Origin of the sequence: Bacillus sp. Brlt_9 (assembly GCF_051948935.1) — a bacterium.
Lineage (GTDB): Bacteria > Bacillota > Bacilli > Bacillales > Bacillaceae_G > Bacillus_A.
The window spans coordinates 896,491-909,807 of record NZ_JAYJLO010000002.1; the positions used below are offsets into that span (position 1 = coordinate 896,491).

The 13,317-nt window shown below is 36.5% G+C and carries 10 protein-coding genes; all 10 read left to right on the forward strand.

The window, feature by feature from the left end:
• Positions 1-7: 7 nt before the first annotated feature.
• The gene (locus VF726_RS11045; protein ID WP_048530613.1) at positions 8-1,924 is read left to right on the forward strand and encodes a stage V sporulation protein D; all 1,917 of its coding nucleotides are present in this window, start codon (positions 8-10) and stop codon (positions 1,922-1,924) included.
• 208 nt (positions 1,925-2,132) lie between these two features.
• Positions 2,133-3,608, forward strand: coding sequence for a UDP-N-acetylmuramoyl-L-alanyl-D-glutamate--2,6-diaminopimelate ligase (gene murE / locus VF726_RS11050; protein ID WP_342715541.1), 1,476 nt, complete (start codon positions 2,133-2,135; stop codon positions 3,606-3,608).
• 22 nt (positions 3,609-3,630) lie between these two features.
• Complete coding sequence (gene mraY / locus VF726_RS11055; RefSeq protein ID WP_062923009.1) at positions 3,631-4,605, forward strand: phospho-N-acetylmuramoyl-pentapeptide-transferase; 975 nt, start codon at positions 3,631-3,633, stop codon at positions 4,603-4,605.
• Positions 4,606-5,958: a UDP-N-acetylmuramoyl-L-alanine--D-glutamate ligase gene (murD, locus tag VF726_RS11060; RefSeq protein WP_166701989.1), complete on the forward strand. Its 1,353-nt coding sequence runs from the start codon at positions 4,606-4,608 to the stop codon at positions 5,956-5,958.
• A gap of 90 nt (positions 5,959-6,048) precedes the next feature.
• A complete protein-coding gene (spoVE, locus tag VF726_RS11065) occupies positions 6,049-7,140 on the forward strand; it encodes a stage V sporulation protein E (protein WP_166701990.1) in 1,092 nt (363 codons plus the stop codon).
• 105 nt (positions 7,141-7,245) lie between these two features.
• On the forward strand, positions 7,246-8,340 hold the full coding sequence (murG, locus tag VF726_RS11070; protein ID WP_087959020.1) for an undecaprenyldiphospho-muramoylpentapeptide beta-N-acetylglucosaminyltransferase: 1,095 nt from the start codon (positions 7,246-7,248) through the stop codon (positions 8,338-8,340).
• 61 nt (positions 8,341-8,401) lie between these two features.
• A complete protein-coding gene (gene murB, locus VF726_RS11075; protein ID WP_440168007.1) occupies positions 8,402-9,307 on the forward strand; it encodes a UDP-N-acetylmuramate dehydrogenase in 906 nt (301 codons plus the stop codon).
• 98 nt (positions 9,308-9,405) lie between these two features.
• Positions 9,406-10,176: a cell division protein DivIB gene (gene divIB, locus VF726_RS11080; RefSeq protein ID WP_000798231.1), complete on the forward strand. Its 771-nt coding sequence runs from the start codon at positions 9,406-9,408 to the stop codon at positions 10,174-10,176.
• Positions 10,177-10,576: 400 nt separating this feature from the next.
• Positions 10,577-11,884 carry a cell division protein FtsA gene (ftsA, locus tag VF726_RS11085; RefSeq protein ID WP_001087553.1) on the forward strand — a complete coding sequence of 436 codons (1,308 nt, stop codon included), beginning with the start codon at positions 10,577-10,579 and terminating at the stop codon, positions 11,882-11,884.
• 39 nt (positions 11,885-11,923) lie between these two features.
• Positions 11,924-13,078, forward strand: coding sequence for a cell division protein FtsZ (gene ftsZ, locus VF726_RS11090; RefSeq protein WP_000888987.1), 1,155 nt, complete (start codon positions 11,924-11,926; stop codon positions 13,076-13,078).
• The last annotated feature ends 239 nt before the right edge of the window (positions 13,079-13,317 follow it).

The window sequence follows — 13,317 nt, forward strand, 5'->3', positions numbered from 1 at the left end:
TTCCAATATGCGTGTATCAAATGTAACAGTTAGAAAAAGACTTATTTTTATACTCATATCAGGTATACTTATTTTCACTATCATCGATATTCGTCTTGGATATGTGCAATTTTTTCTTGGGAATATGTTAACGGATCGTGCGAAAGATTCATGGAGTCGTAATATTACTTTTGAACCTGAACGTGGGAAGATTTTAGACCGAAATGGTGTGGAACTTGCTACGAATAAAAGTGCTCCAACTGTCTTTGTTGTACCGAGGCAAATTGAAAAACCAGCAGAGACTGCAGAGAAGTTAGCTGCAGTATTAGGTGTGGAAAAAGATGAGATTTACAAGAGAATTACAAAAAAAGAATCAATTGTAAGGTTAGATAAAGGCGGAAGGAAAATATCGCATGATAAAGCGAAAGAGGTACGAGGATTAAGTTTGAAAGGTGTTTATATCGCAGAAGACTCTATCCGATACTATCCATTTGGCAACTTTTTATCGCACGTATTAGGGTTTGCTGGTAGTGATAACCAAGGTCTTATGGGGCTAGAAAAATATTATGATAAAGAGCTAAATGGTGATGAAGGCCATGTTCGTTTTTTTGCAGATGCAAAAGGACAAAGGATGCCCAATGTTGGTGATGACTTCAAAAAACCAGAAGCTGGTTTGAATTTAGGTTTAACAATTGATGCGCGTATTAATAGAATTATGGAAAGAGAAATGAATATTGCAGAGTCGACATATAATCCAGATGGTATGATTGCGATTGCGATGAATCCGAAAAATGGTGAAATTTTAGGTATGTCGAGTCGGCCGAGTTTTGATCCGGCAGATTTTCAAAGTGTTTCTCCAGAAGTGTACAATAGAAATTTACCAGTATGGAGTACGTATGAGCCTGGTTCAACATTTAAGATCATTACGTTAGCTGCAGCTTTGAATGAAAATTTAGTAGACTTAGAGAAAGATACGTTTTATGATGATGGAGCAGCTGAAGTTGGTGGAGCAAGATTGAAATGCTGGAAAGCAGGAGGCCACGGTAGCCAAACGTTTTTAGAAGTAGTTCAAAACTCTTGTAACCCAGGATTTATTGAACTGGGTGATCGCCTTGGTAAAGACCGATTGTTTAAATACATTCGTAATTTCGGCTTTGGACAGAAGACTGGAATTGATCTGCAAGGTGAAGGTAGTGGGATTTTATTTAATTTAGATAAAGTCGGTCCAGTCGAACAAGCAACAACTTCATTCGGTCAAGGTGTTTCTGTTACGCCAATCCAACAAGTAGCGGCGGTAGCAGCGGCTGTAAATGGTGGAACTTTGTATCAACCGTATATAGCTAAAGAATTTATTGATCCGAAAAACAATCAAGTTGTAAGCAAAAAGACACCTGTAGAAAAAAGAAAAGTTATTTCCAAGGAAACTTCAGAAAAAGTTCGGTATGCATTAGAAAATGTTGTAGCAAAAGGATCTGGTAAAGGTGCTTTCATTGATGGGTATCGTGTAGGTGGAAAAACAGGTACGGCTCAAAAAGTGAAAGATGGTAAATATTTAGAGAATAATTATATTGTATCTTTTATCGGTTTTGCTCCAGCAGATGATCCGGAAATTGTTGTTTATGTTGCTGTTGATAATCCGAAAGGTGTAACGCAATTCGGTGGAGTAGTAGCAGCTCCAATTGTTGGGAATATTCTTCGGGATGCACTTCCTGTTATGGGAGTGAAACCGAGAACAGAACAAGTTGAGAGAGAATATAAATGGGGCGATATACCAACTGTGGAAGTTCCGAATTTAATTGGAATGAAAAAGAAAGACTTACAGACGCAGCTCGTCGATTTGAAGCTTGATATAAGTGGAGATGGAGAGAAAGTCATTAAACAGTCCCCAGAAGCAGGAGCTAAAGTGAAAGAAGGCTCAAAAATTAGAATTTACTTCGGGAATTAAAGGTAACCTAGTACGTTTTATGGTACAATTGGTGGAAGTGAGTTCTCTATAGAAGAGTTACTTAATTTGAGACCGTAAGAGTTTCAATTATAAATAAGTCTATTTATTAGACACAGTAGCACTTACCTCCTATTTTACATAATTAGGAGGTAACGTGTTGCTTATTAAAAAAAGAGATAAATACACAATGTAGAGAGGGTTTAGTGAAATGAAGTTGCATACACTTGTATCATGTTTGCATGATTTTCCAGTTGTTCCAAAAGAAAATCCAGAAATCACATCTATAGAAGCTGATTCACGTAAAGTGAAAGAGGGAAGCTTATTTGTATGTATGAAAGGGTATACGGTTGATAGCCATGATTTTGCTAAGCAAGCAGCGGCACAAGGAGCGGCTGCTATTGTTGCGGAAAGACCAATTGATGTTGACGTTCCAGTTGTACTTGTGAAAAACACTTTTCGTTCGTTAGCGGTTTTAGCTGATTATTTTTATGGTCAACCAACACACAAGTTACATTTAATCGGAATTACAGGTACAAATGGAAAGACAACAACATCGCATATTATGGATGAGATTATGCGAGCACATGGTCATAAAACGGGGCTAATTGGAACGATTAATATGAAAATCGGTGATGAAACATTTGAGGTGAAAAATACAACGCCAGATGCACTAACACTTCAACAAACATTTTCAAAAATGGTTGAACACGGTGTGGATAGTACAGTAATGGAAGTTTCGTCACATGCTTTAGATCTTGGTCGTGTACACGGATGTGATTACGATGTAGCAGTGTTTACAAATTTAACACAAGATCATTTAGACTATCATAAAACGATGGAAGAATATAAACATGCAAAAGGGTTGTTATTTGCACAACTTGGCAATAGTTATAATCATAATCGTGAAAAGTACGCGGTACTGAATAACGATGATGCTGTAACAGAGGAATATATGAGAAGTACTGCAGCAACTGTTGTAACATATGGAATTGATACAACAAGTGATATTATGGCCAAAGATATCGTTATGACGAGTGGTGGAACTACATTTACGCTTGTAACACCGTATGAAAGTGTAAATGTTACGATGAAATTGATTGGGAAATTTAATGTATATAACGTACTAGCGGCAACAGCGGCAGGACTTGTTTCTGGTGTAAGTTTAGAAACAATCCTTGATGTGATAAAGAAACTAGCTGGAGTTCCAGGACGTTTTGAAGTGGTTGATGGTGGACAGAATTATACAGTTATTGTTGATTATGCTCATACACCAGATAGTTTAGAGAATGTATTGAAAACAGCAAAGCAATTTGCAAAAGGTGATGTATATTGTATCGTCGGTTGTGGCGGCGATAGAGATCGAACGAAGAGACCGATCATGGCAAGTGTTGCAACAAAATATGCAACCCACGCAATTTATACGTCAGATAATCCAAGAAGTGAAGAACCAGGGGCTATATTAGATGATATGGTACAGGGTGCAAATGGGAATAATTATGAAGTAATTATTGATAGAAAAGAAGCGATATACCATGCAATTGCTAACGCGAAAGCTGAAGATATCATCATTATTGCTGGTAAGGGTCATGAAACGTATCAAATTATTGGTAAAGACGTTCATCATTTTGACGATCGTGAAGTCGCTAAAGAAGCAATTACAGAGCGTTTAAACAACGAAGAGTAACAACGTGAGAGGAGGACTACATGTGCTTGAGCAAGGTTTATTAGTAACGGCTGGGGTAGCATTCTTAATTTCTGTTGCCCTTTCGCCATTGTTTATTCCATTTTTAAGAAAATTAAAGTTCGGACAGAGTATTCGTGATGAGGGACCAAAGTCACATCAAAAAAAATCAGGGACACCGACAATGGGTGGTATCGTCATATACGTATCTATGATGGTAACTTCACTTATTATGGCGATTAAGTTTAAACATTTAGGTGCAGAGGTTTCATTGTTACTATTAGTGACGTTTGGTTACGGATTGATTGGATTTTTAGATGACTACATAAAGGTAGTTAAGAAGAGAAATCTTGGTTTAACATCAAAACAAAAATTAGTAGGTCAGCTTGTTATTGCTATTGCGTTCTTTTTAATTGGAAAAGGGCAAGCGTTCCACACATACATCATGATTCCGGGAACAGATGTTAAGTTTGAATTAGGTTGGGCATATTTTGTACTTGTACTATTTATGCTTATTGGTGGATCAAATGCAGTTAACTTAACTGACGGTTTAGATGGTTTATTATCAGGAACAGCTGCTATTGCATTTGGAGCGTTTAGTATTATTGCTGTAGCACAAGAGCAATTTGGGGTAGCGATATTCTGTATGGCGGTTGTAGGAGCTGTACTTGGATTTTTAGTATTCAATGCGAATCCAGCGAAAGTATTTATGGGGGACACAGGTTCTTTAGCTTTAGGTGGAGCCATTGCAGCTGTAGCAATTTTATTAAAGCAAGAATTGTTACTTGTAATCATTGGCGGAGTATTCGTAATGGAAACTTTATCTGTTATTATTCAAGTTATTTCATTTAAAACAACAGGAAAACGTGTCTTTAAAATGAGTCCATTACACCATCATTATGAATTATGTGGTTGGTCAGAATGGCGTGTTGTTGTGACGTTTTGGTCTGTAGGATTTTTATTAGCTGTGTTAGGAATTTATATCGGGGTGTGGATGTAATTGAAAACTGTAACTGAATTTCAAAATAAAAATATTCTTGTATTAGGCATTGCAAAAAGTGGTTATGCAGCAGCTACGTTGTTACAAAAATTAGGGGCAAATGTTATTGTAAATGACGGAAAGCCTTTAGCAGATAATGTACTTGCTGCGGAATTACAAGCAAAAGGAATGGACGTTGTATGTGGTGGTCATCCTTTAGAGTTGTTAGAGAGAAATATTTCTCTTGTAGTAAAAAATCCAGGAATCCCGTATTCTAATCCAATATTAGTTGCTGCGAAAGAAAAACAAATTCCGATTGTTACGGAAGTTGAATTAGCATATCGTATTTCAGAAGCGCCATTTGTTGGAATTACGGGGTCTAACGGTAAAACGACGACGACAATGCTTACATTTGAAATGCTAAAAGAAGGACAAAAGCATCCTGTAATTGCAGGAAACATTGGAACTGTAGCGTGTGAAGTAGCACAGGATGCAAAAGAAAATGAAGTTGTAGTTACAGAACTTTCATCGTTCCAATTGATGGGAGTAGAATTGTTCCAGCCTAAAATTGCTGCGTTTTTAAATTTATTTGAGGCCCACTTAGATTATCATGGGACGAAGAAAGAATATGGTTTAGCGAAAGCAAATATATTTAAAAACCAAACAGAAAATGACTATAGTGTAATAAATGCAGATGATACAGATGTGATGGCTTTATCTGCTTATAGTAAAGGGCAAAAAGTACTATTTTCAACAACGAAAGAAATTGAAGATGGCGCGTGTATAAAAGATAATGCTCTTTATTTTAAAGGTGAAAAAGTTGTTGAAGTAGGCGATATCGTTTTACCTGGTCAACATAATTTAGAAAATATTTTAGCAGCGATGAGTATCGCAAAATTATTGGGTGTTTCTAATGAAGCGATTACGGCGGTATTAAAACGATTTACGGGTGTTAAACATCGTTTAGAATATGTAACAACTATTAACAATCGTAAGGTTTATAATGACTCAAAAGCAACGAATATGTTAGCGACTGAGAAAGCTTTATCTGCGTTTACACAACCGATTGTGTTATTAGCAGGTGGCCTGGATCGTGGAAATGAATTTGATGATTTAATTCCATATTTCAAAAATGTAAAAGCAATTGTAACATTTGGACAAACAGCTCCCAAATTAGTAAGAGCTGCAGAAAAAGCAGGATTAGATACAATTGAAAGTGTCGATACTTTAGATGAAGCGGTAGTGAAAGCTTACGCTCATTCTACAGATGGTGATGTAATTCTTCTTTCTCCAGCATGTGCAAGCTGGGATCAATTTAAAACATTTGAAGAAAGAGGAGACATTTTTATACAAGCTGTGCATAAACTTATATAAAGTAAATCAAAACATCAGTAGGCTAACACCTACTGATGTTTTGTTACATAGGGCAAAAGTTTCTGCCTAAAGAGGTGGTGTTTATGGGTAATGAAGAAAACGCCTGATTTTATTCTCATCATCGTTACACTTGCGTTGTTAACAATCGGAATGGTTATGGTGTATAGTGCGAGTGCGGTTTGGGCCTCTTATAAAATGGGGGACTCATTCTTTTTTGCAAAAAGGCAATTGCTATTTGCAGGTCTTGGTGTAGTGGCTATGTTTTTAATTATGAAAATTGATTATTGGGTGTGGCGTACGTACTCAAAAGTAATTTTGCTAGTTTGCTTCATTCTTCTTATTCTCGTTCTTATTCCTGGAGTAGGACTTGTTCGAGGCGGGGCGCGAAGTTGGATTGGAATCGGGGCATTTTCCATTCAACCGTCAGAATTTATGAAGTTTGCGATGATTATTTTCTTAGCAAAATTTTTAGCGGAACGACAAAAATTAATTACTTCTTTTAAACGTGGTTTACTACCAGCTCTAAGTTTTGTATTTCTTGCTTTCGGAATGATTATGTTACAGCCAGATCTTGGTACAGGAACGGTAATGGTTGGGACATGTATCATTATGATATTTATCTCGGGAGCAAGGGTCTTTCACTTTGCAATGTTTGGTTTGATTGGTGTAGCAGGATTTGTAGGGTTAATTGCATCAGCACCGTATCGAATGAAACGTATAACATCATATTTAGATCCGTGGTCAGATCCGCTTGGAAGTGGATTTCAAATTATTCAATCGTTACTCGCAATTGGACCGGGTGGATTATTCGGGCTTGGACTTGGACAAAGTAGACAAAAGTTTCTTTATTTACCTGAACCACAAACAGACTTTATATTTGCAATCTTATCCGAGGAATTAGGTTTTATTGGTGGTTCATTTGTGTTATTATTATTTAGTCTATTATTATGGCGTGGGATTCGTATAGCTTTAGGAGCGCCAGATTTATATGGTACGTTTTTAGCAGTAGGTATTGTGGCGATGATTGCGATTCAAGTAATGATTAATGTTGGTGTTGTAACAGGATTGATGCCTGTTACGGGTATTACTTTGCCGTTTTTAAGTTATGGTGGATCAAGTTTGACATTAATGTTAATGGCAGTAGGTGTATTATTAAATATAAGTCGCCATTCTCGCTACTAAACCCTGTTTTATAAGACAGGGTTTTTCGTATGTGCGTGAAGAAACAATATGTATATAGAAATAAATACGCCTGAAATTAGAAACAGAGAAGCGGAGGAGTTAGTAGTGCGTGTATTAGTAAGTGGTGGGGGCACTGGAGGTCATATTTATCCGGCTCTTGCTTTAATAAGAGAAATAAAAAAATTAAATCCGGAAGCAAGGTTTTTATATATTGGAACGGAGAATGGATTAGAAAGCACAATTGTGCCAAAAGCAGGTATACCGTTTCAATCTATTGTTATAAGTGGATTTAAGCGTAAAATATCGTTAGATAACGTGAAAACAGTGATGCGTTTCCTAAAAGGTGTACAAGATAGTAAACGATATATTCGTCGTTTTAATCCGGATATTGTAATTGGAACGGGTGGATATGTATGTGGACCTGTTGTATATGCTGCTGCAAAATTAGGTATTCCAACTATTGTACATGAACAGAATAGTGTACCTGGTGTAACGAATAAATTTTTAAGCCGCTATGTTGATAAAGTTGCGGTTTGTTTTGATGCAGCTGTAGAGCATTTTCCACAATCGAAAGTGGTCATGACAGGAAATCCACGAGCATCAGAAGTAATGGATCAAAATGGAATGAAAGGAAAACGTTCAGTAGGTTTATCTCTTCCTAAAAAATCCGTACTTATTTTTGGTGGAAGCCGTGGCGCTAGACCGATTAACGATGCTTTCGTAGAGGCAATTGAGCAGTTTGGAAATAAAAGTTACGAAATATTGTATGTAACAGGTGAAGTTCATTACGACAAAGTGATGGAAGCAGTGAAGCAAAAAGGGAATCCGAGTAATGTTATTATTAAACCTTTCATTCATAATATGCCAGAAGTGCTTACAGGTGTAGATCTTGTTGTTTCAAGAGCTGGGGCAACAACACTTGCAGAATTAACAGCGTTAGGTAAGCCAAGTGTATTAATTCCAAGTCCTTACGTAACAAATAACCATCAGGAAAAAAATGCACGTTCTGTTGTCGATAAAGGAGCAGCAAAAATGTTGCTTGAAAAAGATTTAACAGCAGAAACGCTTATTCGTGACATTGATGAGATTTTATTAGATACACAAACATTACAAAATATGAAGCTTGCTGCTGGGCAATTAGGTATTCCTGATGCAGCAAATAAGTTGTATGAAGTAATGAATAAGCTTGTAAAAAAATAACGTTAGGTGAAAGCCCTGCATACTACTGTAATAAGGATACTTAGTATGGGGGAGATTGTTTATGGAACAATTAGTAAATGAGCTTATAGAAGCAAATGTTGGTCGCGTGTTAGTAGATGAACCGTTAGCTCGTTATACGACTATGAAAATAGGTGGACCAGCTGATATTTTAATTGTGCCAAAGCATGTTGCCGGTATTGAAAAAACGTTGCAGTTAGTAAAAAAGTATAAAACAAAGTGGACTGTAATTGGTCGCGGTTCGAACCTTCTTATATCTGATTTAGGTATTGATGGTGTCGTTATTCGTTTAGGAGAAGGATTAGACCACTTAGAAGTCGAAAAATACAAAGTAAGAGTTGGTGGTGGGTATCCCCTTATTAAATTATCAACTTTACTTAGTCGTCAAGGATTAGCCGGTCTGGAGTTTGCAAGTGGTATTCCAGGAAGTGTTGGTGGAGCAGTATATATGAATGCGGGAGCACATAAATCGGATATATCAAATATAGTATCAAAAGCTCTTATTTTGTTTGAAGATGGAACAATTGATTGGTTAACGCATGAAGAAATGGAGTTTTCCTATCGTACATCTGTATTGCAAACGAAACGTCCTGGTATTGTTTTGGAAGCTGAGTTTCAATTACAGATAGGAGAGCGTGAAAGAATTGTAAGTATCATGCAAAAGAATAAAGATTACCGCCGTGAAACACAGCCATGGAATCATCCTTGTGCAGGAAGTGTGTTCCGAAATCCAATTCCATACTTTGCAGGAGATTTAATAGAAAAAGCAGGGCTTCGTGGTTATCAAATAGGTGGAGCTCAAATTTCTGAAATGCATGGGAATTTTATTATTAATACTGGGGGAGCCAGTGCGCAAGATGTCTTATCTTTAATTGCATTAATAAAACAAACAATCAAGGATAAATTTGGCGTAGAAATGCATACAGAAGTAGAAATCATTGGAAGATAACGGTTATTCGTTCCGCTCATTATCATTTATGTTATAATAAGAAGATAAGAACGGCATGAGGAACATGCCGTTCTTTATGTTACGTAGGGGGATCGTACATGAAAAATAGTAAAGTAATTAAACTACAGGATCGTGTACCAAAGTTAAAAAATCAACAGAAAAAAAACAAGAAAAATGTTAATCATCGGTTGATTTTATACATATCAATTTTATTTTTATTAGTGCTCTTTTTGATTTATTTTCGGTCTCCGCTTAGCAATATAAAAAAGATAAGTGTGTTTGGAAATCATTATATGACAGATGAACAAGTAATGAAGGAATCAGGTGTGACATATGATACAAGTTATTTCCGAGTGACAGCACATAAAGCAGAAGAAAACTTAACGAAACGAAAAGAAATTAAAGCGGTAAATGTAAAAAAACGTTTTCCAAATAAAATTGATGTTCATATTGAAGAATATTTAACGATTGGTTATATAAACAAAGATGGGAAATTACAACCGTTATTAGAGAACGGGAAAACACTTGATGTACTTCCGAACGGAAAACTTCCTGTTGCAGCGCCAATTTTTGAACCTTTTAAAGAGGAGAAAATGAAGGAGTTAATTGCTGAGCTTGAAAAATTAACACCAACTATTTTAAGGTCTATTTCTGAAATTCGTTATTCGCCGACAAATGCGAATGAGGACCACCTTACTTTATATATGAATGAAGGGTATGAAGTGAGCACTACGATTCAAAATTTCGCAAAACGTATGGAAGCTTATCCACTTATATTAAAAACAATTGAGCCGGGTAAAAAGGTATTAATTGACTTAGAAGTAGGGGCATATACGAAAGAAATAGGAGCGGAAGAAAAAAAAGAATAGAACGATAGTTTTCACTACGTTATTGTAGAAAAAACGAAACGAACGTTCTACTTGATGCATAGGAATTTACAAGAATGGTTCATTTGATGAAAAATATGTAAAAATTCTTAGATTCATACTAGGATTGGTACAAGTTTCACTTTTCTATGAGTACATCTTAGTGTAGACTTATACTTGGCGGTAATCTTTACACTTGAAATAGAATTATTTCAAGATAAGCAGTTATTCACAGTTTACTGCGATATTCTTAAATGAATGTTAAATAAAAATAAGAAAAATATAGGGTTAAAAAAGGGAAACGTATAAAGACGTTGAATATTTTTCTTATAAATAGTAAAGTTGCGATTGTTGTTCCATATATTGAGTTGTATGGTATAAATAAAGAAGGAGGTGCCAAAGAATGAACAGCAATGAAATATATGTTAGTCTTGACATCGGTACATCCAATGTTAAAGTCATCATTGGTGAAATGGTTAATGACAGCTTAAACATAATTGGTGTTGGAAATGTAAAATCAAATGGTTTGAAGAAAGGGTCGATAGTTGATATAGACGAGACTGTTCGATCAATTAAAAAAGCAATTGAACAAGCTGAGCGCATGGTGGGAATCCACATTGAGCAAGTTGTAGTAGGTGTCAATGCAAACCAGGTACAGCTACTTCCTTGTCACGGAGTAGTCGCTGTTTCAAATGAAGATCGTGAAATCGGGAATGAAGATGTCTTACGCGTTCTAGATGCAGCACAAGTTGTGTCAATTGCTCCAGAACGTGAGTTTATTGATGTGGTACCTCGACAGTTCATTGTAGACGGTCTTGACGAGATTAACGATCCACGAGGGATGATCGGTGTAAGATTAGAAATGGAAGGTACACTTATTACAGGCTCGAGAACTTTACTACATAACCTACTTCGTTGTGTAGAAAAAGCAGGTCTTGAAATTGTTGATATTTGCCTTCAGCCTTTAGCGGCTGCTACAGTTGCTATATCTTCAGATGAAAAAAATAGAGGAGTAGCCCTTGTTGATATGGGGGGAGGATCTACAACTTTATCTATTTTTAAAGATGGAGAGTTACAAGCGACGAGTGTATTACCATTAGGTGGAGACCATATAACGAAGGATATTGCGATTGGGTTGAAAACTTCAACAGAAAATGCAGATCAAATTAAGTTGAAATATGGACATGCTTTTTATGATACAGCATCTGAAGAAGAGATGTTTACGGTTCCCATTATGGGAAGCGATCAAACAGAACAATATTCTCAATTGGAATTATCGGATATAATAGAGGCTCGTGTAGAGGAAATTTTAATGTTTGTTCAAGATGAAGTGCGTAAGTTAGGAGTAAAGCAAGTAGCTTCTGGTTATGTACTAACCGGTGGAATTGCTTCTATGCCAGGTGTTCTTGATCTTGCATATGATATTTTACATGAAAATGTTCGTATAGCAACTCCTGATTATATTGGTGTGCGTGAGCCACAATATACAAGTGGAGTGGGATTAATTAAACATTCTTATCAAAAAGCTAAATTACGTGGAAAAAATGTGCAGGAAAAGCAAGAGCATTTTGAACCAGTACCAGCACCAGCTCCAACGCCGGTACAACAGCAACCTGCGAAACAAAAAACTCGTAATCAAAACAATAATAATCAAAATGATGACCGTATGATGTCAAAAGTAAAACGTGTATTCCGTTATTTATGGGATTAAAATTGGACACGAAAAATGAGGTTCTAGGGGGATTTCGACATGTTAGAGTTTGATACTACTCAAGATCAATTAGCGAATATAAAAGTTATCGGTGTCGGCGGTGGCGGAAACAATGCTGTAAACCGTATGATTGAACACGGTGTACAAGGTGTAGACTTTATCGCTGTAAATACTGATGCACAAGCATTAAATCTATCAAAAGCTGAAACAAAAATGCAAATTGGTGGAAAATTAACACGTGGACTTGGTGCAGGTGCAAACCCTGAAGTAGGGAAAAAAGCTGCAGAAGAAAGCAAAGAACAGATCCAAGAAGCGCTTCGTGGTGCTGATATGGTATTCGTAACTGCTGGTATGGGCGGCGGAACTGGAACTGGTGCAGCTCCAGTTGTTGCTCAAGTTGCAAAAGAATTAGGTGCATTAACAGTTGGTGTTGTAACACGTCCATTTACATTTGAAGGACGTAAGCGTGCAACACAAGCAGCATCTGGTATTGCGGCATTTAAAGAAAATGTAGATACACTTATTGTAATTCCAAACGATCGCTTATTAGAGATTGTTGATAAAAATACGCCAATGTTAGAAGCATTCCGTGAAGCAGATAACGTATTACGTCAAGGTGTTCAAGGTATTTCTGATTTAATTGCAACACCAGGTTTAATTAACTTAGACTTCGCAGACGTAAAAACAATTATGTCTAATAGAGGTTCTGCTTTAATGGGTATTGGTTCTGGTAATGGAGAAAATCGTGCTGCTGAAGCTGCGAAAAAAGCGATTTCTAGTCCATTATTAGAAACATCTATTGATGGAGCTCAAGGTGTTATCATGAACATTACGGGTGGAGCTAACTTAAGCTTATATGAAGTACAAGAAGCGGCAGACATTGTAGCTTCAGCTTCAGATCCAGAAGTAAATATGATTTTCGGTTCTGTTATTAACGAAGGATTAAAAGATGATATCGTTGTAACTGTAATTGCAACTGGTTTTGATGATAGCATTGCAACTCAACCACCAAAACCAATCATTCGTCCGAATGTGAACCACACGCAACAACAGCAACAGCCAGTAGCTCAACCTCCAAAACAACGTGAAGTAAAACGTGAAATGAAGCGTGAAGAGCCGGTTGTACATGAGCGTCATTCAGATTCAGATGATATCGATATTCCAGCATTTTTACGTAATCGTCGTAGACGATAAAAGAAAAAGGAGCTTTCATGCTCCTTTTTTGTTTTATACAGGGAAAAGATCTGCTAAGCAGGTCTTTTTTTATTTAATATATTTCAATTCATATGTAAGTAAAGAAGTATAGTATTCTATGAAACATATACTTTTATTTTTTACCGACAGATTATGTCTAGAAAGCACAAAATAACAAAAAAACACCTCCGCAAATTGACACACTTTCCTATTGGATATGCATTATACTAGTCTCAACT